Consider the following 25,419-nt stretch of genomic DNA (forward strand, 5'->3'; position numbering starts at 1 on the left):
TGCTGAATAGGTCATGTGTTCTTCTGCCATTTCGCTTGTTTTAAAACGATTGTATCTTATTTATAAAGAACTGACTATATAATGGCAACATAATAGAAAAGAATAAACTGGGTTCTAGTAAAAACAAAAAGATCTATGAGAATGGATTAATTAATCTAGAAAAATATGGAAACGCCGAGGGGTTGTTAGACTCTAGCATTCATGAAAGTATGGCACGTTTTGATGATCCTTGTCCCAATCCATTTATGGCACATGTCTACCAACTAGAAGTAGAGGAAACTCATAGTTATTTTGTTGGTCAGGATGGTATCTGGGTATCTGACGGTCATACAGAGTAACCATGTAAAAAACGGGCGTTATGACAAATAACTTTGGATAGAGAGATTCTTTTTTACTAGTTCCTTTGGGTTATACCCTAAGGGAACCATCTAAAAAGCCCCAAAAACCAATTAATAGACCACCTAAAACAGACTGCAATAAAAGAACTACTCAAATCAGACCATTAAGTGAGTAATATCTATCGAAGGTTACAAAATCAGCTTAAACAAATAAAAGCCAAGCGCCGTTGCCAATAATGTCAGTCCCACATGTAGACCGATGAGCGCCAATCCTGCCAGCAAACGGCCATCATTAATAAAGGTAAAGACCTCCGCGCTAAAAGTGCTAAATGTCGTGAGCCCACCCAAAAACCCAGTGATTACGAACAGTCTCACATTGTCAGACAAGCCGCTACCCATCCGCCCGAACCACACTAGAGCGAGCCCTATTAACAAGCCGCCCAACACATTAGCGCCCAACGTACCTAGTGGTATCCAATGATGCAGCGGATTAAAGCGCGCAAGCCAGCCTCGCAAACACGCGCCCAGTGCGGCGCCTAAACCAATCGCAATCCACTGCATAGATCATCCTTAGGCTTAATAAAGGTTAACGAATAGCGTATTGAGAAAGTCACCTTTAAACCGCTGGTAGCTCTGTCATCGGCCAACGCGGCACGCAGCTCACCGCCAAATCATCTGATTGACCGGCTTGCAGGCGCTCGTAACCGGCATAAGCAATCATCGCACCATTGTCCGTACATAATGCTGGCGGTGCATAATGAACCGTCGCGTTTATTTTGGCTAGCTCAGCTTCTAACGTCTCGCGCAAATGGGTATTGGCACTGACACCACCCGCAATTACCAAACGGTTCATCTCTGCTTGCTTGAGCGCTTTGATGGATTTTTTTACCAGTGTATCGACCATCGCGTGTTGGAAACTGGCAGCGATATCCGCGCGAACTTGTGGGTCGCTATCCGAGACATTACCCGAACCACCTGAGCATGGCGTGTCTTTGATTAGGTTATGCACGGCCGTTTTCATACCGCTAAAGGAAAAATCCAAACCACGATGTAACATCGGTCTTGGCAAACTGTAAGCATTTGGGTTGCCAGTCTCTGCCAGTTTGGCGATATTGGGACCACCAGGATAAGGTAAGCCCAACATTTTGGCGGCTTTATCAAAGCACTCACCTGCTGCATCATCGATTGACTCACCCAATATCTCATACTGACCCACACCACGTGCGGCGATAAGCAAAGTATGCCCACCAGACACTAACAGCGAGACAAAAGGAAAGGCTGGAGGGTTTGCACCCATGAGCGGTGCCAACAGATGACCTTCCATATGATGGATACCAATCGCAGGAATGTCTAAGCCATACGCCAAGCTGCGTCCAAACAATGCACCCGTCATTAAAGCGCCAATAAGCCCGGGGCCTTTGGTATAAGCAATCGCATCAATCTCGCTTTTCTTGACGTCGCACTGCTCGAGCAACTCATTAAGCAAAGGCACCAGCTTGCGAATATGATCACGGCTGGCAAGCTCAGGTACAACGCCGCCGTAGAGTGCATGCAGCTCTATCTGTGAATACAATACCTGTCCAACCAGACCTTGATTGTCACTGTTCATTTGCTCACTATCAAAAATCGCCAGTCCCGTCTCATCACAAGAGGTCTCTAAACCCAATACCTTCATACTTTTGCCTTTATACCTTTGTTTTCGAGCTGCTTTTTGCCGTTTTTTTATCTTACATCACTTTAGGAATTTGAATAACGAATAAAATAAGCCAAATACTATTTCTAGTTCAACAAATAATTTTCGCACAGTCAGTCATATTCATTAAGGGTGATATCAATAAAAAACGGGCATAAAAAAACCGCCATTGTCAGTCACAATGACGGTCAGTTTAACAAATTTCAATGGCTAATATATGCCATTAAGCCTCATTAGCTCACAGATGCTAGCATATAATCAACCGCTGCATGCACTTGTGCTTCAGTGACGCCATTTACCGCTTGCGCTGGCATCTTATTAAAGCCTTTAGCGGAGTGACTATACAGCGTTTCTTTATCCTTGGTCAGACGAGCCGCCCAAGCTGCCGTATCGCCATATTTTGGCGCATTGAGCAAGCCAGCAGCATGACAAACCTGACAGTTTGACTCATACAGTTTAGCACCAGCATCAGCAGCCAGCACTTCAGGCTCAGCAGCAGTTTCAGGTGCTACCGCTTCTTCAACCATCATGTCGGTAGACTCTGTTTCTGCTTCAATCACAGGCTCAGGCGTCGTGATTTCAGGTTCTGCTACGACTATTTCTTCAACGGCAGCATTAGCAGGTTCATTGGCTGCTGTAGTCTCTTCAGTGGCCGTGTTATCGCCACTACAAGCACTCACTGCGAGTATCACGCTCATACTGATTACAGACAATCTCAGTTTCTTCCTATACGATTGTATATCAATCATGGTTTTACCCTTACTTAGTAAGTCTGTAATCGGTTAATAATGCAATTTAATAATGCAATATATAAGCTCAAAATACTTGCCTATACTACTAATGACTGTCTAAGAGTTCGTTCAGCACTAACTTATTCAGCAGTGGTTGCCGCTGCATCTTCAGTAGCCATATCAGTGCTGTCAGTAGTCGGAGCAGCGGCTGTATCAGCACTATCGGTAGCCGTTGCTTCTGCCATATCAGTGTCAGCCATACCGGCTTCAGGAGTAGTAGCACCATCGACTGCCGTACCATCTGCAGTCATATCCGCAGCTGGCATCGGGGCGGTTTCTGGAAACTCCATTTCTTCAGCAGGTGGGCCATTTTTTATCGCAAGTGCCGCTGCTTCATCAACGCGATCTTTTGCATATACTTCATGCTCTTTGTCGCCACCACAAGCGCTCACGCTCGCACCCAAAGCAACGATAAATGCTGTGCTCAACACCGTACTTAATACTGTTTTTTTCATGCCGACATCCTCAATAAAATACACATAAAACGGTTCATATGCTTACTAGAGTCTATTTGATATTCAAACGTGGTGCTGGCAGTCACTATTTTTTAGACAATATGTAGTGAAATTGTTGAAGCCTAGTCATTCTAGGTTAAACCATTTCGCCATATATTGGCAAAAAAGAGTACTGCCCTCCACTCGAGCACAGCTCTTGCCTTGCGAACGGGCAAAGCAAGAGCTGTGCTCGATCCGTTCTCAAGGCTGATGCTAAAATTACCCCAACCGTTGTTGAAAACCTAGCTAAGGTCTCGACATTATCGTCGGTTTTCGCCTAGTTTGGCGTAACTTTAGCCATCAGCAGCCCTGATATTTGAATGTTCAATAGACCCTATAATATGGAAATTATCATAGCATAAACTCCAACCAAACCGTTATAGACTGTAGGGACTTTTTATTCACGGTAAATTTTGTGCCCTGACTCAATCTAAAGCAAGACAGTTGCACCTAAATACTCATCTAAGCAAATAACATATAGACAATAAACCATTAAAATCGTTGACTTTGTTGGTATTTTTTATTAAAATACCTGCCCTTGTGCTAATGCGCAAGAATTGTCCTAGTTTGAGCTGATGCCTGTGATCTTGAGATATTACGGCTAAATACTAATACACAGCCAAGCTAATGCCCTTATATCTCATCCTAATCGAGGAGTCTTCATGCCTGCAGTTAAGGTTAAAGAAAACGAACCAGTAGATATCGCTATCCGTCGTTTCAAACGTGCTTGTGAAAAAGCTGGCGTATTATCAGACGTACGTAAGCGTGAGTTTTATGAAAAACCAACGCAAGTACGCAAGCGCAAAAAAGCAGCTGCCGTAAAGCGTTATAAAAAGAAATTACAACGCGAAACTATTCGTACCACTCGTATGTATTAATCAGTAATCTGATTTAGTTACGTACAAGCGCTACACTAACGCCACTGTTATCCATTGATATCAGTGGCGTTTTTTATGCTACAATTTTTGTTATTACTGCTGATACATTTTTTATCAAAGCCACTTTTTTTATCAAAGCCACTTTTTTATTAAAGCCACTTTTTTATTAAAGCCCCGATCAGCAGGTTTTGCTCTACAAACCTAACAAACAACATATGACAAATAGCATTTAACAGATAAATAAGGATGATAGCAGTGAGCCAACTTAAACAGACTTTATCAGACAATATCAAAGTTTCCATGAAAGCTCGTGAGCTTGAGCGCGTTAAGGTATTACGTAACGTACAATCAGTCATCAAGCAAATTGAACTTGATCGTCAAATAGAGCTCGATGATGCAGGCGTACTAGAAGTTTTACAAAAGCAGCTTAAACAACGCCAAGAATCGCTCGGTATTTTCACCGAAAACGACCGTGATGACTTGGCAACCAAAGAGCAGTTCGAGATCGATATCATCAATGAGTTCATGCCACAGCAAATGAATCAAGACGAGATCATGGCATTGGTAAATGCCGAGATTGCCACGCAAGGTGCTACTTCTATGCGTGATATGGGTAGTGTGATGGGCGTGCTAAAGAACAAAACCGCTGGTCGTGCTGACCCTGCGCTCATCTCTAAGCTGGTAAAAGAAGCTTTGCAAGGTTAATACTTTTTATGGTCAACATCGTTGCTTGAGACTGATGTGCCGTAGCTATAAATGATGAACATATAAACACAACCGCCTAAGGCTTAAAGTCTTTGGCGGTTTTTACGTCTTTGATTTCTGCATTAATACTTGCCAAGAGCGGACGCGCACTATTTGCTTGCGCGGTCGTTTGCATGCTTTCAGCCAATCGTTTGGCCTGCGTTAAGGAAGTAAGCGCACTTTCATAGCGCCCATTCCATAGCTGATCATGGCTGCGATAGCGCAATGCGTTGATTGTCGCGATGTTGGCTAGCTGCGGGGAGTCAGTCGTTTTGGCAATTTTCTCATTGGCAAGTTGTAAGCTTTGCCATGCATAACGATCGCTTGGTTGCTGCTGGGTCAAAGGTTTTAACAAGGCTTGTGCTTTGGTCGGCTGATTGCTGTTCGTCAACGCTTCGGCTAAATACAAGCGCAAATCACGGCGCTCAGGGTACACACGCTGCTGACGCTCTAATACTTCGGCGGCTTGCTGCCATTCGCCTTGTTCGCTCAGCATTTGGCTATGCGTAATTGACAACAATGGCTCTAACGCTTGGCGCTGCGCCGCTGGTAACACGACAAGTTCCGCCAATATGTCATTGGCATCAGTAAAGCGTTGTTGCTCGCTATACCAAGTCATCAACGCCAATTTGGCCCCTAAGCTGTTTTTGGCAGCCGCTGTCAGTGTGGTCTCAGATGCATGCTTACCTGTACTTTGGACACGCCAATAAAGCAAATCAAACTGCACTTGATGACGCTGTTGCTGGCTTAATGACATGGCGGGATACTGCTGGGCGCGGCTCTGTGATTCGCTCAAACGTTCATTGCTTAAGGGATGCGAACGTACAAAACTGGGCAAAAACAGATTGGCTGTCTGATTAAGTTGGCTTTTTTGATTCATCGTGGCAAAGAATCTAGGCATCGCGCGTGGGTCATACCCAGCTTGGGTCATGATTTGCATCCCTACCCGATCGGCCTCGCGTTCGTTATTGCGACTAAAAGCCATGCTGCTATTCATTAGTGCTGTTTGGCTGCCCATCAGTACTGCTGCTGTGGCATCACCATCGACCGCTGATGCGGCAATCGCGGCCAGCATACCGCCTATTTGCATCAGCAAGGCTTTCTTACGTTCATCAACGCCACTCTCATAATGGCGTTGGCTAATGTGCGCCACTTCATGAGCGACGACACTAGCCAATTCATCCATACTACTCGCAGCCAGTATCGTCCCTGTATTGATGCCAATGACGCCGCCTGGCACTGCAAAAGCATTAATACTGGGATTTTCGATGATCACCAAGCCCAAGGGCGCTTGCTCACGCGCTTGTGCATTGAGCCGCCACGTCATTTCTTTAACCGTTTCTTGCACCCAAGGATCATGCTCCATTTTTGCGCGACCATTGATACGTTGTAATGACCACTCGCCAAGCAGCTTATTTTGATACTGTTCCGCGAAGCTCAGTCCTTGCCCGCGTAAATTAGGTAAATCGAGCGCTTCTGCCGCTGGTGTTTGCCATGAGTTATAGGCAAATGGCGCAGCAGAATTTTCGCTACTATTGGCGCCAGTTGTCAGAGCCAATAATACAGCCGATAGCCCTAGTTTGATTGCATGAGGCATAAGCAAACGACCTGTTTTTTGTTTGGATATAAACAATATCATTTTCTGTATATCCTTAACGATGGCGCACTCATTCAATATATTGCTGCCTTGTCTATAGTCGGTTCAGTATAATTTGGATACAAGGAAGGCGAGTGAAAGTACTACAAGTAGTAGACTAAGCAAGCTTGACACCGTATCCAATTTATAGAGGATTGACTATACCAAGCAGTGACTGTCTATTAGAATGATACAGATGCGCATCTTACCCGCTTGATAATAACGTAATTTTGACTATACGAGCTTGTTTATACAAGGTCAATTCTAGTCTGTATTTAGCTACCAATAACTCGGCTGTGCGTCACTATTGTGCAACATGACAATGTAATTATTGATGGTCAATTTTTGGTTTGATTGTTGATAGCATTTTTAGCCGTCAGCCTTGAGTAGTCATTCTAGTGAGCCAAACATTACGATGACTATATTCAACTGCAACTGCATCGCGGCAATTTGCTATAATAACGAATGGTGGCAAAATATCCACATTAGTGTCGTTTACTTAATAGACCCGACATATTGATAAGTTAATATTAATAAATATGGTCGATTAAATTCTCTACGGCTACCAACTCAAGTTTTAATATCTCAAGGTTTTTTATGTCTGCTGACAGTCAGTTAATTACCGCACAAGAGTCTTACTCTGTTTGTTTGTCAGCAAGTTTGCCTGATACGCAGCAGCATGTTATTGAAGAGTTATTAGACTTATTGCCTACTGGTCATACGGGTAATATGGAGTTGGATGGCACGACAGGCTCCGCTCAACCGATTCTTAACATAAAAAGTTGGGTAGACGGGCGTGGACTTGCCTGTCCGATGCCACTGTTAAAAACCAAAGTGGCACTACGCGATGTAGCAGCTGGCGAGTCGTTATATGTGGTGGCAACCGACCCTAACTCGAAAGCGGATATCACCGCTTTTTGTCAGCAAAGCAAGCAAGCTAAAATGACGCCTAGTTTGGGATTAACGATGAGCGAAATGACCGACAAAGTACCGGTTGATGGTGATTCATCACAGCGTTTCGATACAATATATCACTTCATCATTACCAAAACTGATAGCAACTAAGCGTCGCTATCCTTTACAATTACAACAATAAAGATTTTTATCTGACTGTTTGTTTATCTATTTAACCAAGGTCAAGAATATGGCTACTACCGCTAATGATGCTGCGAAAACACGTAAAAAAGATGGCGCAGCGCCTGAAAAAAACGAAGCGCGCGATGCAGCCCTAAAAGCTGCTGCTGCACGTCCACCTTATGATGCGAGTGCATTTGAAGATACGAGCACTCGTGACTTAGTCCCAGCGATGCCAACGCATTTGTCAGCGCCTGGGGTCAATTTGGGCGCGTATATCAATACTGTGCATCAAATCCCTATTTTAACCCCGACGCAAGAGCAAGAGCTTGCCCATCGCTATTATGATGAAGGCGACGTGGAAGCCGCACGCTTGCTCGTTATGTCGCATTTGCGCTTTGTGATTCACATCGCGCGCAGTTATTCAGGCTATGGTTTACCACAAGCGGACTTAATCCAAGAAGGCAACTTGGGGTTAATGAAAGCCGTCAAGCGTTTTGATCCGAATAAAGGTGTGCGTTTGGTTTCTTTTGCAGTGCATTGGATCAAAGCTGAGATTCACGAATTTGTGATTCGTAACTGGCGCATTGTGAAAGTCGCGACCACCAAGGCGCATCGTAAGCTGTTCTTTAACTTACGCAGTCTTAAAAAGACCAATAACCAGCTCACCCTTGAAGAAGCAGATGCCATCGCCAATGACTTAAATGTCACCCGTAAGCAGGTGCTTGAGATGGAATCGCGTCTCACTTCTTATGATGCGTCATTTGAAGCGCAATCTAGCGATGATGACGATGGTCGTTATGCGCCGCAGCTGTTTTTAGAAGATGGCATCGATCCTGCTGAGATGGTGGAAGAATCAGATTGGGAAGAAAACAACTCATCGGCATTGATTGCGGCGATGGATACCCTCGATGATCGTTCACGCGATATCGTTGAGCAGCGCTGGCTGTCTGAGCAAAAATCAACCTTGCACGAATTGGCAGCGGTTTACTCTATCTCGGCTGAGCGCGTACGCCAAATCGAAAAAAATGCTATGGATAAAATCCGTGAGGCGATGACTATCGATAGTGTCATTTTACCCAATGACATTCAGTAAATCGTCCCCTATGCGCTATTACCGCTGCGCTATTGACAGGCTTGAATGATAATACGAGTTTTCGCATGGTAAATTGGATAGGTATTGCAGCGATCAATATGGCCATTGCTGTTGGCTTAGGCGCGTTTGGGGCACATGGCCTCAAAGGTATGGTCAGCACTCAGCAGCTTGAGTGGTGGCATACGGCAACACTCTATTGGTTTGTCCATGCCCTCGGTTTATTACTGGTTGGCATACTTGTCCGTCTAAATTATACGACTCAGACGAGTGCATGGTTGTTACAAGTTGGCGTCATTATATTTGCTGGTAGCCTATATGCGATGACATTGGGCGCACCGCGTTGGTTTGGCGCAATCACACCTATTGGTGGTGCTTTGATGATTGCAGGTTGGCTGTGGCTTGCTGTCTCAGCGTTTCGCTTGAGCAAGGTAGCCAGCTAAATATAATCAAAATATTCTAAAAACGCGACGGTACTGCTGATATCAATTTTTTGTAGCCTCTGTCTGCGCAGGCACAGCAAGCAAGAAAAATTGATATCAGCAATGAGTGATGTATCGATATTACCTTTCACTGACTACAGTAAAGTGATTAACAGCTGCGAAAAAGATAGATAATAATGATGTGACTGAACGATATGGTAAAAAAAGGAATTTTAACAATTAAGGAGTACATTTTATGAGTACCATTAGCGTTAATGGTAAACATCTACAGACCACCCATCAGACCGTGCAATTGGTTATCAATGAGCTAGGACTTAGCGAAGGTCGCTATGCGGTTGAAGTCGATGGAGATCTGATCCCAAAGAGCGAACTTGGTCAGCTACGTATCACTGAGGGGATGAATATTGAGGTGGTACAAGCAGTTGGTGGTGGCTAGCTATTCATTGGATAGCGACCTCCAAAATACTAATTGAGCAACATCAGTAGCTACGACAAGCAAAAACTTAGTAATAACATCCTATCTTTCGTTAAATGACGACGTAATAAGCAATAAAAAAGACCTCAACGTTAGATACGTTTGAGGTCTTTTTTATTGCTTATTACGTCGTTACTCAATCAATGGGCTATTTATATTATTTATTCATATAGTCGATTCAATTTAAAAGTAGTACAAGGCAACCGAGTGTAGATGTATATGTGATACTTCAAGCGAGGTTAACGCTGTAATACTTTTATAGTGGAATGACTATACTATTTATGGGTTTATTAGCCACTATATATTGAGCATCAATCATAATAAAACTAAACGGCTGGCACTACATCAGCGCTGCTGAGGTCTTCATAGCGTCCATCACGCCCTGCACCCTGAGTCTTTTTACGCTCCTGACGGGTTTTATATTTACGTACTTGTCTATCAAGCTTGTCTGCCATCTCATTAATGGCTTTATACATATCATCCTCAAGCGCTTGGACAAACATTTCTTGACCTGAGACTCGCATAATCGCTTCGGCTTTATGGCTCTTTTTACCACCATCACTTGCGCCGCTATTGTCTAGCGATAAGATCACTTTAATACTTTGTATCTGATCGAAGTGACGCTCTACTTTTTCAAGTTTTTCGCGAACCGCTTTGTCCATTGCATCGGTAACACTGATATGGTGACCACTGATAGAAACATTCATATTATTGTCCTTTTATTTATGACTTACAATCAACAGATGAGGTGGCATTCCTACCCTTTTCATCTTGCCTTACCAACGACCGCTACAAAATTCTCGGTATAAAGTTGACGTATCCTTATATTGCCAATTTAGTATCGCCATTTTTTTACCAAAAAAAAATTTGCGTCGTTTTTGTCCTTGGTATGACTCTAATTTGTCATGAAAACCTGATAGTAGCAAGATAGTAAATTGTAATTAAATGTAATAAAAACTGTTGTTTCTTGCAGGTTTCTATATAATCAAAAAATTTTATTTTTTATATTTATAATAAGGTATATTGAAATTTTCCTGACTTTGAGGATAAGTCATTGAATTATGACAATTAATATTTTTGTTTGCGCTGGGCAGATGAGCCAATATTCATAGCTTCACGATATTTGGCCACCGTTCGGCGGGCAATATCGATACCTTCAGAAAGCAGCTGATCTTTTATGCGATTGTCAGACAGCGGTTTTTTGGGGTCTTCATCCGCTATCAGCTTCTTAATCATCGCGCTGATAGCCGTCGAGGAAATGTCGCCATCGCTACTACTGACATGCGATGAAAAGAAATGCTTGAGTGAAAACAAGCCTTGCGGTGTCAAAATGCTTTTGCTAGTGGTCAAACGCGAGACGGTCGATTCGTGTAAATCAACCTCTTCAGCGATGACTTTTAGGATAAGCGGTTGCATGGCCGTCGCACCGTGCTGCAAAAACTCTTGCTGATAGCGCACGATACTGGTCGCTACCTTTAACAGGTTTTGATTGCGCTCTTCAATACTACGAATAAACAGCCGCGCATCGGTAAGATTTTCACGCAAATATTGATTGTCAGGGCTGTCATCGCCACGTTTGACCAAATTGGCATATTCTTGATTGACCCGTAGTTTTGGTAATGTCTCAGGGTTCAGTCGTACCTGCCAGCCATCTATCTGTGCAGTAGCATTGGCTCTGTTGCTATTATTGGTGCTCTGAGTATTGTGGCGACGGATAGGCGTAACCAGCACATCAGGAATGTCATAACTGGCAGGCGGTTGAGCGTAATCTGGCTGATTGCTTTGAAACAGCAAACCTGGCGAAGGGTTTAAGCCGCGCAGTAAATTAAGCGCAGGGGTAATGTGCTCAGGTGCCAACCCTGTCCGTTCAGTCAGCGCTTTGATATTATTACTGACTAAATGTTCACTGGCGGACAATAGCGCTTGCGCCTCTTTGAGATAGTCAGTATCAGCATCGAGCTTGACCAGCTGAATCGCTAGACACTCACTCAGATTGCGCGCACCGACGCCCAATGGATCGCACGATTGGATAACGCGCAGTACCGCCATGACCTCATCATGCTCAACGCGCTCCTCCCATTGATAAAAGCTTGCCATGGTCTCAAAGCTTTGTAACAGCTCATCAATATCAAGGCGCACAAAGCCCATATCATCCATCGAGTCCATCAGATATTCTGCAATCAGCATGTCCGTCTCCGAGAGACGCTTAAAGTTAAGCTGCCAACGCACATGATCCTGTATCGTGGCGCAGGTAGCACCTTGATAACGATCAAACTCATCATAATCTGATTTTGCTAAAGCACTAGAAGCACTGCCAGCACTAAAATGACTGGCATCAAAGCGGTCAGTATCAAAGTGACTATCGTCATCACTGTCTAACACTTGATAATCTGTCGCACCCTCATCGATACCTGACTGCTGTAGTTTATCGAAGCTATCCGCTGAACCATCACTGTAATCGCCCGTACTATCATCGTCATAGCTGGAAGTAGATGACGCGGTAAATGAATCAGCGCTAGCAGCTTGGTTCCAAGTATCGAGGGTTAATGGCTCGCTAAAGTCATCTACCATCGTATCGTTATTGCTCTCGTATTCGTCTTCCTCATCCTCGATACGTTCAAGCAGCGGATTACTATCCAGCTTGGCCTGAACCTCTTGTGCGAGCTCAAGACTAGAGAGCTGCAACAATTTAATGGCTTGCTGCATTTGCGGGGTGAGCTTTTGTGATGTACTTAGCGTGGTCGCCAATCCGAACGACATACTCATAGGTAGCTTATTACACTCCAATCGTGGTGATATAGTCTATAGTTAATTTACTCTAAATCAGATACGGCGTTAGGCTTGCTTAGTCCACTGTTTGTAGTACTTCCAATCGCCTGCTTTGTATCTAAATTATATTGAACCGACTATATGTTATGCTGATTAAGGTCGTGAGTTCATATTATCAGGTCATGACGATAGCATTTTTTGCCACAATTTTGCTATGATAATTTATACCCCATGCGCACGAGCTTTTAATACCTTTCTTATAAAAATACCGAGATACAGGTTTTACTGCCTGAATGAATCAAGATTTCAGCACATATAACCTGTTAATAATGACAAGCTTATTATGATAAGAAAGATGAGGTAAGCGCCTTGTCAGCTCAAGAATAACTGAGGAGCAAACTATGAATAATCCTATAAATAATACGCAATTCACCATTGCTGCGATCCAAATGAACAGTCAGCAAAACACGGATAACAACTTAGCGGATATAAAAGCTGCCATCATTGATGCCCGTGCCCAAGATGCTCAGCTGGTTGTGTTACCAGAAAACTGCTGCAGCATGGGTGAGCAGCTTGCCACTGCTGAGCAATTTGATGCGCTATCAGCGACGTTGGCGGATTACGCTCGTACCTACGGTATTTATGTGCTGGTCGGCTCTCTGCCCTGTGTTTATCGCCCAGATGGCATGGTCGTACCTGATGGTAGATTGCGTCAAGTCAGCCAGCTGTTCGCCCCTGATGGCAAAAGGGTAGCACGCTACGACAAAATTCATTTATTTACAGCGACGGTGGCGGATAAGCAAGGCAACTATAATGAAGCCGCCACGTTTGAGCCGGGCACACAGACTGTCATCGCACCGATTGAGGTAAATGATGCCGTGTATCAATTGGGGATGATGGTTTGCTTTGATTTGCGTTTCCCCGCCTTGGCGCAGCGTTTGCGGCAAGCGGGCGCTGACATATTGAGCGCGCCGTCAGCCTTTACTTATTTGACGGGGCAAGCACATTGGTCGCTATTGCTGCGTGCGCGTGCGCTAGACAGTCAATGTATGGTGATTGGCGCGGCACAAGGCGGTGACCATCTCTATAAAAATGGGAGTACGCGGCAGACGTGGGGACATACCGCCATCACCAATTATGACGGCACTATTATAAATAGTTATGATGATAGTGCACTGAGTAAGCAGGCTGTGATTGAAGAGGTTGCGGCTAAAGAACAGCAAAATTATGAAATCGTCTTGGCAACTTTTGATAAGTCTGCCCAAGCGCAAGGTCGGCAAAAGATGCCTATCTTTGACTGCCATCGTTTGGCTTAAGGATAGCGCTGGTTTGTTTACATAAGCTGCTTTAGGGTTTGAATGTCAGTCTTTAAACTTTACGTTGAGTCTTTATTATTCTGCGCATGAGTCGCGCGCGGATGGGCGCGATCATAGACTTGCGTAAGCTTAGCAAAATCCACATGGGTATAAATTTGTGTGGTGCTAATGTCGCTATGCCCAAGCATCTCTTGTACCGCACGCAAGTCGCCACTGCCCGACAGCATATGTGACGCAAAGCAATGCCTCAATAGATGCGGATACATATTTTGCGCAATGCCTGCCCGCGTTGCCGCGACCTTTAAGCGTTGTTGCACTGCTCGCGTTGACAAGCGTGTGCCCAATTTTTCACTGATAAATAATGCGGTGTCCATCTGCTCTACCCACAGGTTACGATGCGGTAGATAGCGCGTAATCGCTTCTGCTGCTTTGACGCCCAATGGTACTAGGCGCGTCTTATTGCCTTTACCTGTCACTCGTACCCGCAAATCAGACAAATCCACATCTGCCATATCTAGGGCAACCAACTCGCCGACACGCAGACCACTGCTATAAAGCAGTTCAAACATCGCTTTATCACGCAACCATAAGCGCGCTTGCTCCGGCGTATCAGGGATTTCTTGATCCAGTAGTTGCGTCAGTAAATCCACGTCAGCGATCGATGGTAGTGGTCGAGGACTGCGCTTAAGCTGATAGCCAGTCGTTGGATTGATACGTGCCAAATCCTCTTCGATCAGCCACCCATAAAAGTGGCGGATGGCGGACAGCTCTTGCTGGACACTAGCAAGTGCTAGCTTATCTTCATCGAGTCGTTGGCTGATATGCTGGGCAAGTTGACGCTTATCACAGCGCGTCCACGTCAAACGCTTGCCGCGTAAAAACAGCGCCAGTTGGTTCAGTCCCGCAAAATAAGCGGTCAATGTATGAGGTGAATGATTGCGCACTGACAAAGTGTTTAGCCAACGATGTACTGGCGCTAGTAATTCTCGTAATGCGGCGTCTGACTCGATAGTGGCGGCCAGCTCAGCGGATAGCCATGATTTTGACTTAGAATCTACTGTAGGCGCGGTCGTCATTGTCTATTAGACTTCTGGATTGGGCTTGATGCCCGCTTGCGCCATCAGACCATCTGGGCTAAATACGCCCTCGTAGACAAATGCCGTTGGCCCCGTCATCATGACCGAATAGCCCGGCTGCCATTTGATAATCATGCTACCGCCATAGAGCTGTGCGCGCACATCTTCGCCTTCATCGAGCCAGCCTTCACGGATACCGACCGCCACTGCCGCACATGCGCCAGTACCACAAGCTTGGGTCTCGCCGACACCGCGCTCATAGACACGTAGACGAATATGACGCTGGTTCATCACTTGCATGAAGCCGACATTGACACGGTCGGGAAATGCCGGATGTGACTCAATGGCTTTGCCCAAAGTTTCAACATCGGCATCGAGTACGTTGTCGACTTTTATAACGGCATGCGGGTTGCCCATATTGGCAACATAGAGCTGCACAGGCGTCCCATTAACGTCTAGGTGGTAAGCGTTTTGGATCTTGGTGGTGGCTCTTGGGGTAAATGGAATCTCGTTTGGCTCAAATTTCGGCTTGCCCATATCGACTTCTACCCAACCATAACGATCAGTGGTCAAAGAAATAATACCGCTCGCTGTCTCAACACGCAGACGCTGCTTAAATGACAGTTTACGTGCTTGTACAAAACGCGCAAAACAACGTGCGCCATTGCCACACTGCTCGACCTCGGTGCCATCAGTATTAAAAATACGATAACCAAAATCGACATCAGGGCGCATGGGCGGTTCAACCACGAGCAATTGATCGAAGCCAATGCCCAAATGACGATCACCCAACAACTGCACCAAATCCTTGGTTAATTCTAAGCGCTGGGTCACCAAATCGATGACCATAAAATCATTGCCCAGACCATGCATTTTTGTAAATTCTATGAGCATATCCTTGAGTCCTATCCTATTTTTATGTATGTGTTATATTAGCACGCTGTCAGATACAATCATAATTATCACCGCTATCAAATACTAAGTTATATTTATCCTTTAAAACCAATATCTTGGTAAAGCTCTGCCATAAAAAAACCCACTATCAGTACGATAGTGGGTTTTTTATATTCAAATGTCATGGTAGACCTAATAATGTTACTCGGCTTGCCACAGCGTTTCGTCTGCATATAACGCTTCAGTGGTTTCGCGTTTGCGAATCAGCTGATGGCGATCATTAGCCACCATGACCTCACTAGCACGCGGACGCGAATTATAATTGCTACTCATGGTAAAGCCATAAGCACCAGCGCCCGTTATCGCTAAAACGTCACCTGTAGCGAGCGACAACAAACGGTCTTTCGCTAAGAAATCCCCTGTCTCGCAGATAGCACCAACGATATCCCATGGCTGTGTACCGTCAGTGTCTAGACCATTCTGTGGTAACATTTCAGGAATCACTGCCATTTCAGCTTGGTATAAAGCTGGACGAATCAAATCGTTCATCGCGGCATCAACAATGGCAAAATTCTTATGCTCGGTTGGCTTTAATACGTCAACTGTAGTCAATAAGATACCGGCATTGGCCACAATACTACGACCCGGCTCAAAGAATACCGTCAGGCCAAGCGCGCTTAATTTAGGTAATAACGCCTCGGCAAACTCATCGATAGACACGGGCGTTTCATCAATATAACGCACCCCTAAGCCGCCGCCCAAATCGATATGGCGTAGCTCGATACCTTTGTCGCGCAGGCTATGCACCAGTTCAATAATTTTATCGAGCGCGGCAACAAATGGCTCAACCTCAGTCAACTGCGAGCCAATATGACAATCAATTCCGACGATATCGATATGCGATAATTCTGCCGCTTGTTGGTAGACAGCAGCCGCATCTTCATGGGCGATGCCGAATTTGTTGTCTTTTAATCCAGTTGAGATATACGGATGGGTGTTGGCATCGACATCTGGATTGACCCGTAGTGATATTGGCGCAGGTTTATCCAACTGCTGTGCGACGTCATTGATTAAGGTCAGCTCGCTAATAGACTCGACATTAAAGCAGCCAATACCTTGGGTCAGTGCATATTCGATATCACCGCGAGTTTTACCCACGCCGGAGAATACCACGCGTGCAGCTTTACCACCTGCTGCCAACACTCGCATCAGCTCACCACGCGAGACAATATCAAACCCTGCACCCGCTTGCGCTAGGATACCGAGCACGGCCAGATTAGAGTTGGCCTTAACCGCATAACAAACCTGATGCTTTAGACTAGAAAAGCTATCCGTATAGGCTTGATAGACATCTAATATCGCCTGTTTTGAGTAGACATAACAAGGCGTACCATAATGCTTGGCCAACGCTGCAACACTAACTTGCTCCATATATAAAGCGTCGTCGCGATAGTGCAGTGCTGGTAAGTGGGCAGTTAAAGCGTTAGGGTCGATATATAACCCTTGCTCAGTCTGGGTGGTGACTGACTCACCAATAGTAAAATCGGTTACGCCTGCGTGTTGCTCAGAATGACTCATATAAACATCTCTAATTTCATCAGGTTATCAAGGGTAAAGATTGTCGGTTGCGGCGAGCAAGAACGGCTCTTTGACAAACAATTTTTCTATAAAATTAATAATCGTTAATATCGGTACTCGGCTCAGGCAATACTTGCTGCTGTTCTAGGTAGCGCGTTTTTTGATAGTCATCATCATCGACACTAGCGAAGGCAGCGTCTTGTGGATTGCTGGTACTGTCGATTTTATCGGTACTCTCTTGCACGGTCTGGCTACTGGAGTCTACTAAATACAAATCGCCTTTTTGCCCGCAGCCTGATAAGCCCAACATCATGGTACTGCCAATAATGAAAGTATAGAAGACACGACGGCTACTGCTAACCAATACGTTAGCAGACTCAGGCTTGGAGAAATGGGGTTTAATAAACATAGAATAGATGACCTTTAACATTGCAATGGTGTGGAGGCGCTAAGAGCAAGCAGTATTAGGGCCTGTCTTCAATTCAATCGATAGTCATCTAAATGGGCTAAAAATGCCTAAATCTTGCCAAACATCGTCAAATAGCTGGTTAATATCCCGATATTATCTGCGCTATTTTTCTTGTTTGACGGCAATTTATCTCATTTTTATCACCATTTTTGAAATGAAGACACGCCCTAGTAAAAACCAAATTAAAAATCGAGCACCAAAACAGGAAGATACGACAAGGTTTTAATCATAGCATTATTCTATAAAGCTGTGCGCATAGTGGCTATTAATAATGACCATTCATAATGGCTATTCATAATGGCTATTCATGGTTGCTATTCATATTAATTGTGAATCACTCAAAAATTTATTAAGCGTTGGTATTATTTTGGATGTACTACATTACTTTTAGAACTATTACGAGAGCACCATTTTAGTTAGCAAATAGCGATTTGGCAGCTTTTTGACAAACTTTCTTACAATTTATATTGCTCATGGTTTTAGTGCTTTAGCAGCTATTAAACCCCAATGATACTCGGTGCACAGTTGTATTAATTACACGCTCAGTACTGAATTTAAACCTTATCGTGGTCGTGGTATAAGCACAAAAATATGTTACATTATAGCCCGACCTTGCAGCTGTGACGAGCGCGCTAGCAAGCGCCTCATCGACACTCGACAAGTATGGCCGTGCAAGAATGACCAAAATCAGCCCTATTTTTGTTTGACGGATGTCAGCATGAATATGGCTGGTTTTTGTTTATTTAACCCGTGTTAATCTATAATGATTCAACACTTATAAAATATAATCTAAGGATAGAGTATGAGCGCCAGCCTGACCACCACTTTTGATGATAAAAACTCTGACACATCAACCCTGACCAGTCCTACTTTAGTCCTTAATTGTGGCTCTTCTTCTATCAAATACGCATTGATTAGTGATGACAACTCTACTCGTATTACTGGTCTTGCCGAAAACTTAGGTCTGGATACTGCCCGTATCAAACACACCACTCTAAATGGCGAAAAACTCGAAATCTCTATCCCTGGTGGTCGTCATAAATTGGCGCTACAAAAAATCCTTGAGCTATTAGAGCAGTACCATTTCATCGCGGTCGGTCATCGCGTGGTACATGGTGGCCGTGAATACTCTGCAGCTGTGCGAGTCGACGAGCATGCACTCGCAGAAGTCAAACGCCTCAAGATACTGGCACCACTACACAACCCTGCCAATGCGTTGGGTATCGAAGCGGTACAAGCCATTTATCCTGATATGCCGCAAGTTGTGGTGTTTGATACCGCCTTTCACCAAACGATGCCGCCCGTTGCGTTTCGTTATGCCCTGCCAAAGTACCTGTACGAAGAACACAAAATCCGTCGTTATGGTTTTCATGGCACCTCTCATGCCTATGTCTCAGAGCGTACCAGCCAAATCACGGAGTCTAAAGGGCCACATGGTTGGCTAACAGCACATCTCGGTAATGGCTGCTCGGTGGCTGCCGTATACGATGGCAAGAGTCTCGATACCAGTATGGGTCTGACCCCACTCGAAGGTCTGATGATGGGTACGCGTAGCGGTGATGTCGATCCTAGCTTGCACATGCATCTAAAACGTCAACTCGGTATAAGCTTAGAAGAGACTGATAAAATGCTCAATAGTGACAGTGGTCTGCTGGGCATATCAGGCTTATCTAACGATCTACGTACTATCGAGCAAGCCGCTAGTGAAGGCCATAAAGACGCGCAACTTGCGATCGAGATGTTCTGCTACCGCGCTGGTAAATACCTTGCCAGCTTGAGCTGTGCGCTGCCGGAGTTTACTGGTATCGTCTTTACCGGTGGTATCGGTGAAAACTCAGTGACCACGCGTGCCAGCATCTTAGCAGTGATGCGTCATTTTGGTATCAAAATAGATGCGGACAAAAACGCGGATTTATCCCGTGGTAAAGAAGGCAGCTTCCATGCAGATGACAGTAGTATTGAGCTGTGGGTCGTACCAACGGATGAAGAATACCGTATCGCGCAAGAGACGCGTCAGGCCTTGAATTTGGTATAAGCCTATTTAGATATTATACTCAGCGTTTATCATTCTTGATGGTTATAAAAAAAATAGAATAAAACGCTCAGTATTTTTTATGCTGCCAATAATAAATCGAAGTCTAAAACAAAATAAATCGTAGGAAACCTTATGCAAACCATTTTACTTGTTCCCATCAGCCGCGGTATCGGTGTGACATCGGCTGCGCTTGGATTGATTCGGGCGTTTGACTATAACGGTATAAAAGCGGGCTTTATGAAGCCGTTTTTGCAAGATGACACCCTTGATAAACAACACAGCTTGGACAGCTCAAGTGCGTTGGCCATGCATGCCTTTGGTCTAAAGCCACCCAAATCTATCAGTCGTCAGCACGTCGAGCGCATGATCGGCGATGACAACCTCGATGATTTAATGGAAGAAGTCGTCGGCAATTATCATACGCTCGGCGATGATTACGATGTGGTCATCTGCGAAGGTTTGGTACCGACCACCGAGACCTCTTATGCCTCACAAATCAACCGAGCAATCGCTCATGCTTTGGATGCCAAGATTATATTTGTCAGTACCGCTGACATCAGCAAACCTGCCTATTTAGCAGACAAACTGGATGTGCACGCCCGTGAGTTCGGCGGTGTCATCGATTCGCGTACGTTAGGCGTGATTTTGATGCGTGTGCAAGATGTGCCCAACACTTTTGACAATCAACCTGTCGCCCCTGGGGAAGCGGTCGTCAGCTTAGACCATAACTTTATGCAAGAGGTTCAGCGCTTATCACCTTCTTTCAATACCGAAGCGTTTCGCCTCATCGGTGTTGTGCCCTTTAGTGACTCATTATCTGTGCCGCGTACATGGGATATTGCTACAGAGCTTGATGCCACATGGCTAAACATTGGGGAAGCCAAAACACGTCGTATCAACCGTATTAGCCTAACGGCGCGCTCAGTGTCGCGCGTCAATGAAGTCTTTAAGCGAGGCACCTTAATCGTGGTGCCGGGTGATCGTGATGACTTGCTATTGGCCGCTGGATTGGCCTGTATCAATGGGATTCCACTGGCAGGCTTGGTATTGACTGGCGGTATCACACCCAGCCCGACGGTTACAGAGCTTTGGCATTCAGCGCTCAAAACTGGCATCCCTGTCATGAGTGTCGAAAGCGACAGCTATGAGACAGTACAGAGCCTTGTACACATGAGCTCTGAGATTCCAAGCGATGATATTGATCGCGCTGAAGAAGTGGCTCGTTATGTGGCTGCGCACTTGGATCTAAGCTGGATTAAAGAATACTTTAGCCGCAATCATGAGCCGCGCTTGTCACCTTCTGCATTTCGCCATCAGCTGGTCAAAAAATCCCAGCAAGCCAAAAAACGCATCGTGCTACCAGAAGGTTCTGAGCCACGTACCGTAGAAGCTGCCTGCATCTGCCAAAGCCGTGGCATCGCTAACTGTGTACTGCTTGCCAAACGTAGCGATGTCGAGCAAGTCGCCAAAAACCGTGATTTGACGCTGCCTGAGGGTCTAGAAATCATCGACCCTGACAGCCTCGACATGAGCAAATATATCGCCGCCATCGTTGAGCGCCGCAAGGGTAAAACATCCGAAGATGTCGCTGCCGAATACCTAAAGGACACCGTGTACTTGGGTACCATTATGCTTCAGTTAGATGAAGTCGACGGTCTGGTTTCAGGCGCGATTCATACGACTGCCAATACGGTACGCCCAGCATTTCAGTTAATCAAAACCGCACCGCAGTATTCCTTAGTATCGTCAGTCTTTTTTATGCTATTGCCTGAGCAAGTGGTGGTCTACGGTGACTGTGCGATCAATCCTGATCCCAATGCTGAAGAGCTGGCAGAGATTGCTATCCAGTCGGCACAATCTGCCGCTGCTTTTGGTATCGATCCAAAAGTCGCGATGATCAGCTACTCGACTGGCTCATCAGGCACAGGGGCGGATGTCGAAAAAGTCGCCCGTGCAACTCAAATCGTCCGCGAGCGTGCGCCAAACCTAAAAGTCGACGGCCCACTACAGTACGACGCGGCCTCTGTCATGAGTGTCGGCAAGCAAAAAGCACCGGACTCACCTGTCGCTGGACAAGCCAATGTCTTTATTTTCCCAGATCTTAATACGGGCAACACGACTTATAAAGCGGTGCAACGTAGCGCCAACGTCATCAGTGTTGGGCCGATGCTACAAGGCTTGAATAAACCAGTAAACGATCTATCACGCGGTGCCTTGGTCGATGATATTATCTATACCATCGCGCTAACTGCTATCCAAGCCCATAGCGACTTAATTTAAGCGACTTAACTTAAGTGACTTGATTTAAGCGTCATACGGTTTTCTGATTAAAAGTTTAATGATTAGCAGTATATAACACCGCCGACTATCACTATGATGGTCGGCTTTTTATTGCCATTTTAATGACAGACGCTCCGTTGCCCACTACAATAGCGCTATAGTCAGGTCAATATAAAAAAGAGACAGTGTGACTGATATAAATTTTTTGTAGCCTCTGTCTGCGTAGGCACAGCAAGCAAGAAAAATTTGTACCAGTCACGCATTATAATGTCGTGTATCTATTTTATTTAGTATCGTCTATTTTTAATCCATCATAACGTTTTCTTACTGACCACTTGACCCATTTATTTATGCCAAACCTTACCAATGACTGCCTTGCAGAAAATACTGCCCCTGCCATTCGTGCCTATTTGGGTGGCTCATTTGACCCTGTACATAAGGGTCATCTGCAAATGGCGATATACGTCTACCAGCATTTATTGCCAATAGCGAAGCAGCAACAGCGCGCACTGCATGTGTCCTTATTACCCAATGCCCGCTCGCCTTTTAAAAATGAAAGCACCAATCCTAAGCACCGTCTGGCAATGTTAAAGCTCGCAACACTTAATACCCCATTACAGATTGATGAGCTGGAGTTATGGCAAGCACCGCCCGTCTATACCATCGATAGCGTCCGCACGTTACGGCAGCGCTATCCGCATGACAGCTTAATATTTATTATGGGGATGGACAGTGCACGGAGCTTAGATAAATGGAAAGACGGACTCAAGCTGAAGGATTATGTCGACCTCTGGGTTTTTAACCGTGGTGGCTTTTCTGACAGTGATGACCATCTTTTTGACATCAATACACATCTTGCTGATAAAAAATCAACGATGCAGACGTTAGCCAATCTAAAAAACCAGCTGCACGCCCAGTTACCTATTGAAATGCAAAACAAAACCACCGACTCTCCTGCTGAACTGGTCGCGCTATTTACACCCACGCCCACGCAAACTCAAGCAGACAGTGGCGTCTTGAAAAATCCTCATCAAGGTCACATTTATATAGACCCGCGTCCTATATCGGCCATATCGAGCACACAAATACGCCAGCAGCTACAACAACTGGGCAATCAACCAAATATAATGCCTTCAGCCGAAGCGCAAATCACATCTATCCCGTCAATAAATGATATCATTGGCAATACTGAATCCAATCCATTCGCTAAATGGCTAAATCCTGCTATTTATCAATATATTATTGCCCATCAGCTATATTCTGCTGCTCAATTCCGTTAAAATTGTCTTATCTTTGTTTTTTGCCTATTATATCTCTATACGTCACTGCCTCTATCTGGTCAGTGCGAGATGGCAAATTGACAATTAACCTATTTATTTTAATATTTACGATTCAAGAGATTAAATTTTATGACCAACACCATGACCGAAGAACGCTTAAAAGAATGCTTAACCGTTGTAGAAACTGCGCTAGACGATATGAAAGCGAAGAACATCACTGTAATGAACGTAGAAGATTTGACAGACGTGATGGAGCGCATCGTGATCGCTGACGGTACCTCTAAGCGCCATGTACGCGCAATGGCTGACAGCGTTGGTGCTGAAGCTAAGCAAGCGGGCTTTATGCCACTTGGCCGTGAAGGCGGTATCGATTCTGACTGGACGTTGATCGATTTGGGCGCTGTTGTCGTCCATATGATGACACCACAAGCTCGTGAGTTCTATGACTTAGAAGGCCTATGGTCATCACCTGAGCAGTTGGCTGAGCTGGTCGCTGTACCACGTGAAAAGAAAACTGCGGGTCGTCGTAACAAAAACAAATAAACCTGTTGATTACGATACTCGTGTAAAATTGAAAAATGTACCACTAAAAAGACCAGATGATTATTCTGGTCTTTTTTTATGTAAAAATAAGCGGTTCTGTTTCTAGTACACGCACTGATAAATATTCTGAAAATGGTTCACGATTAGGCTAAGATATCAGCAACCAGTCAGCATTACTGCCTCAAAAAACAACCAACCATCAGAGCGGCTTATGAGCACAGAACCGATGATATCTACGTTACCAGCAACGGCACAAAGCAAGCCAGACTTTAACCAAGACTTGCCACTACATATCGCCAACTTAATCTGTGTCCGCGCTGGCAAAGCCATGCCATTCACCCGTGAAGAAATGAGCGCCATCGATAAAGCGCCAATTAAAGCACCTGTTGCGGTCAACTTTATGGGCCTCGCCACTGATGAGCAAGCTGATCGCAAACATCATGGTGGCCCGCTAAAAGCTGTCCATCAACTGGCACCTGCGACTTATGAGAGGATCAATACAGAGTTTGGCCTAAAAGTGCGCGTCGGTACGCTGGGTGAAAACCTCACGACCGAAGCCGTCAACGGTCTACCGGAAATGACTGAGTCTACGGTTTGCATTGGTGACGTTTTTCAATATGGTGGACATTTTGAAAACGGACAAGATAATAGTAATAATGATAGTGTCCAGCTAAGCATCGTCCAACCGCGACGCCCCTGCTACAAAATCAATGACCAAATCGGACAGTTTACCAAAGTGCCGAATATCGCGGCATGGGTCAGCAAACAAGGTATCTCTGGCTGGTACTTCCAAGTCGTGCGTGATGGCATCATAGATGCTGATTTACCTGTGTATTTGGTTGAGCGCCCTTATCCGTTTGCAACACTTGAGACACTGTGGCAACTGGCCAATTCTAAAGAGAAATACAATACTGAAGTGATTGAGCCGTGGCTCGCGATTGAGTGTTTGGAAGAGAGTTGGAAAGTAGTGCTTAGGAAGAAAATTAAAGGTTAGAAAGATACTTTAAGTGAGTGAGAAGATGGATAAAAATGAAATAGACTGGTATGCAGATATCATCCCAGGTAAAAGTATTGCTGGTTTAGAAATTTCAAAATATAGCCATCAAGATATAAAAGCGCTTTTAAAGAAATCAGATAAGAATAATTTTCACATCAGAGATAATAGTGACAGCTTCGACATCTATAGTAGTGATAGCGTCGATGCTATTGATACGGATTTGTTGATGAGACTATCTTTCAATGAACAAATGACATTGAACTCTATCATGGTGTATATCACAAGAAAGCCAAGTCAATACCAAGGCAAGATATATGGAAAATACGGTCTTGGTGACAGGCTAATCAACATCTCTGAATTTGGTTCATTAGAAAGAACAGCTACAGGTGAAGAGTTTCTATTAATCAATAGTGACAATAAATATGGTCTCGAAGTCGCAAACGGTTTAGATGTTTCTCTACAAGAAGACCCAAACCAAAACATCGCTATAATTAACGTTCATGAATTTTTTTAAGTAAACCTA

The 25,419-nt window shown here is 44.8% G+C and carries 25 protein-coding genes; 14 read left to right on the plus strand and 11 right to left on the minus strand.

Annotated elements, in window-relative coordinates; all coding sequences use genetic code 11:
- Positions 1-182 precede the first annotated feature (182 nt).
- Positions 183-338: a hypothetical protein gene (locus tag J5X94_RS13230; protein ID WP_210541553.1), complete on the plus strand. Its 156-nt coding sequence runs from the start codon at positions 183-185 to the stop codon at positions 336-338.
- A 189-nt stretch (positions 339-527) separates the two neighbouring features.
- Here the strand turns inward: J5X94_RS13230 and crcB are convergent, their stop codons facing one another.
- The 4 genes from crcB to J5X94_RS13250 form a co-directional block, all read right to left on the minus strand.
- Positions 528-899 carry a fluoride efflux transporter CrcB gene (gene crcB / locus J5X94_RS13235; protein ID WP_010195891.1) on the minus strand — a complete coding sequence of 124 codons (372 nt, stop codon included), beginning with the start codon at positions 897-899 and terminating at the stop codon, positions 528-530.
- Positions 900-954: 55 nt separating this feature from the next.
- Positions 955-2,013 carry a tRNA (adenosine(37)-N6)-threonylcarbamoyltransferase complex transferase subunit TsaD gene (gene tsaD / locus J5X94_RS13240; protein ID WP_210541554.1) on the minus strand — a complete coding sequence of 353 codons (1,059 nt, stop codon included), beginning with the start codon at positions 2,011-2,013 and terminating at the stop codon, positions 955-957.
- 251 nt (positions 2,014-2,264) lie between these two features.
- On the minus strand, positions 2,265-2,780 hold the full coding sequence (locus J5X94_RS13245; RefSeq protein WP_210541555.1) for a c-type cytochrome: 516 nt from the start codon (positions 2,778-2,780) through the stop codon (positions 2,265-2,267).
- A 122-nt stretch (positions 2,781-2,902) separates the two neighbouring features.
- Positions 2,903-3,277, minus strand: a complete 375-nt coding sequence (locus tag J5X94_RS13250) for a hypothetical protein (protein WP_210541556.1) — start codon at positions 3,275-3,277, stop codon at positions 2,903-2,905.
- A gap of 701 nt (positions 3,278-3,978) precedes the next feature.
- Here J5X94_RS13250 and rpsU point away from each other — a divergent pair.
- Together rpsU and J5X94_RS13260 are read left to right on the plus strand one after the other, a co-directional pair.
- Positions 3,979-4,194, plus strand: a complete 216-nt coding sequence (gene rpsU, locus J5X94_RS13255) for a 30S ribosomal protein S21 (RefSeq protein WP_010195908.1) — start codon at positions 3,979-3,981, stop codon at positions 4,192-4,194.
- Positions 4,195-4,449: 255 nt separating this feature from the next.
- Positions 4,450-4,899, plus strand: a complete 450-nt coding sequence (locus J5X94_RS13260) for a GatB/YqeY domain-containing protein (RefSeq protein WP_194620723.1) — start codon at positions 4,450-4,452, stop codon at positions 4,897-4,899.
- 76 nt (positions 4,900-4,975) lie between these two features.
- On the opposite strand, the gene J5X94_RS13265 is transcribed toward J5X94_RS13260, so the two are convergent.
- Positions 4,976-6,535 (minus strand): M48 family metalloprotease, encoded by a 1,560-nt coding sequence (locus tag J5X94_RS13265; protein WP_228293271.1) that lies wholly within the window; start codon positions 6,533-6,535, stop codon positions 4,976-4,978.
- A 636-nt stretch (positions 6,536-7,171) separates the two neighbouring features.
- Here J5X94_RS13265 and J5X94_RS13270 point away from each other — a divergent pair.
- The 4 genes from J5X94_RS13270 to thiS all read left to right on the plus strand — a co-directional run bounded on the left by J5X94_RS13270 (position 7,172) and on the right by thiS (position 9,620).
- Positions 7,172-7,639 (plus strand): sulfurtransferase TusA family protein, encoded by a 468-nt coding sequence (locus tag J5X94_RS13270; protein WP_210541558.1) that lies wholly within the window; start codon positions 7,172-7,174, stop codon positions 7,637-7,639.
- A gap of 241 nt (positions 7,640-7,880) precedes the next feature.
- Positions 7,881-8,744, plus strand: a complete 864-nt coding sequence (gene rpoH / locus J5X94_RS13275) for an RNA polymerase sigma factor RpoH (RefSeq protein WP_201574459.1) — start codon at positions 7,881-7,883, stop codon at positions 8,742-8,744.
- Positions 8,745-8,809: 65 nt separating this feature from the next.
- The gene (locus J5X94_RS13280; protein WP_210541559.1) at positions 8,810-9,184 is read left to right on the plus strand and encodes a DUF423 domain-containing protein; all 375 of its coding nucleotides are present in this window, start codon (positions 8,810-8,812) and stop codon (positions 9,182-9,184) included.
- A gap of 235 nt (positions 9,185-9,419) precedes the next feature.
- The gene (gene thiS, locus J5X94_RS13285; protein ID WP_010195929.1) at positions 9,420-9,620 is read left to right on the plus strand and encodes a sulfur carrier protein ThiS; all 201 of its coding nucleotides are present in this window, start codon (positions 9,420-9,422) and stop codon (positions 9,618-9,620) included.
- A 365-nt stretch (positions 9,621-9,985) separates the two neighbouring features.
- On the opposite strand, the gene hpf is transcribed toward thiS, so the two are convergent.
- Together hpf and rpoN are read right to left on the minus strand one after the other, a co-directional pair.
- A complete protein-coding gene (gene hpf, locus J5X94_RS13290; protein ID WP_189583122.1) occupies positions 9,986-10,366 on the minus strand; it encodes a ribosome hibernation-promoting factor, HPF/YfiA family in 381 nt (126 codons plus the stop codon).
- A gap of 361 nt (positions 10,367-10,727) precedes the next feature.
- Positions 10,728-12,425, minus strand: coding sequence for an RNA polymerase factor sigma-54 (gene rpoN, locus J5X94_RS13295; protein ID WP_210541560.1), 1,698 nt, complete (start codon positions 12,423-12,425; stop codon positions 10,728-10,730).
- A 404-nt stretch (positions 12,426-12,829) separates the two neighbouring features.
- Between rpoN and J5X94_RS13300 the strand changes: the two genes are divergently transcribed.
- Positions 12,830-13,744 (plus strand): nitrilase-related carbon-nitrogen hydrolase, encoded by a 915-nt coding sequence (locus tag J5X94_RS13300; RefSeq protein ID WP_210541561.1) that lies wholly within the window; start codon positions 12,830-12,832, stop codon positions 13,742-13,744.
- 59 nt (positions 13,745-13,803) lie between these two features.
- Here J5X94_RS13300 and J5X94_RS13305 read toward each other — a convergent pair whose 3' ends face one another.
- The 4 genes from J5X94_RS13305 to lptM all read right to left on the minus strand — a co-directional run bounded on the left by J5X94_RS13305 (position 13,804) and on the right by lptM (position 17,701).
- Positions 13,804-14,820, minus strand: a complete 1,017-nt coding sequence (locus tag J5X94_RS13305) for a tyrosine recombinase XerC (protein ID WP_210541562.1) — start codon at positions 14,818-14,820, stop codon at positions 13,804-13,806.
- A 6-nt stretch (positions 14,821-14,826) separates the two neighbouring features.
- Entirely contained in the window at positions 14,827-15,714 is an 888-nt protein-coding gene (gene dapF, locus J5X94_RS13310; protein WP_210541563.1) for a diaminopimelate epimerase, read from the minus strand.
- A 201-nt stretch (positions 15,715-15,915) separates the two neighbouring features.
- Positions 15,916-17,292 carry a diaminopimelate decarboxylase gene (lysA, locus tag J5X94_RS13315; RefSeq protein WP_228293272.1) on the minus strand — a complete coding sequence of 459 codons (1,377 nt, stop codon included), beginning with the start codon at positions 17,290-17,292 and terminating at the stop codon, positions 15,916-15,918.
- A 94-nt stretch (positions 17,293-17,386) separates the two neighbouring features.
- The gene (lptM, locus tag J5X94_RS13320) at positions 17,387-17,701 is read right to left on the minus strand and encodes an LPS translocon maturation chaperone LptM (RefSeq protein ID WP_210541564.1); all 315 of its coding nucleotides are present in this window, start codon (positions 17,699-17,701) and stop codon (positions 17,387-17,389) included.
- Between the two features lie 862 nt (positions 17,702-18,563).
- Between lptM and J5X94_RS13325 the strand changes: the two genes are divergently transcribed.
- From J5X94_RS13325 to J5X94_RS13350, 6 genes are all read left to right on the plus strand, one after another.
- The gene (locus tag J5X94_RS13325) at positions 18,564-19,796 is read left to right on the plus strand and encodes an acetate/propionate family kinase (RefSeq protein ID WP_210541565.1); all 1,233 of its coding nucleotides are present in this window, start codon (positions 18,564-18,566) and stop codon (positions 19,794-19,796) included.
- A gap of 132 nt (positions 19,797-19,928) precedes the next feature.
- Positions 19,929-22,076 carry a phosphate acetyltransferase gene (gene pta / locus J5X94_RS13330; RefSeq protein WP_210541566.1) on the plus strand — a complete coding sequence of 716 codons (2,148 nt, stop codon included), beginning with the start codon at positions 19,929-19,931 and terminating at the stop codon, positions 22,074-22,076.
- Positions 22,077-22,426: 350 nt separating this feature from the next.
- Positions 22,427-23,356: a nicotinate-nicotinamide nucleotide adenylyltransferase gene (locus tag J5X94_RS13335; protein ID WP_210541567.1), complete on the plus strand. Its 930-nt coding sequence runs from the start codon at positions 22,427-22,429 to the stop codon at positions 23,354-23,356.
- 129 nt (positions 23,357-23,485) lie between these two features.
- Positions 23,486-23,899 carry a ribosome silencing factor gene (rsfS, locus tag J5X94_RS13340; protein ID WP_010195955.1) on the plus strand — a complete coding sequence of 138 codons (414 nt, stop codon included), beginning with the start codon at positions 23,486-23,488 and terminating at the stop codon, positions 23,897-23,899.
- 226 nt (positions 23,900-24,125) lie between these two features.
- Entirely contained in the window at positions 24,126-24,893 is a 768-nt protein-coding gene (locus tag J5X94_RS13345) for an MOSC domain-containing protein (RefSeq protein WP_210541589.1), read from the plus strand.
- Positions 24,894-24,918: 25 nt separating this feature from the next.
- Complete coding sequence (locus J5X94_RS13350) at positions 24,919-25,410, plus strand: hypothetical protein (RefSeq protein ID WP_210541568.1); 492 nt, start codon at positions 24,919-24,921, stop codon at positions 25,408-25,410.
- Positions 25,411-25,419 lie beyond the last annotated feature (9 nt).

Source organism: Psychrobacter sp. K31L (assembly GCF_017942195.1).
Lineage (GTDB): Bacteria > Pseudomonadota > Gammaproteobacteria > Pseudomonadales > Moraxellaceae > Psychrobacter > Psychrobacter glaciei.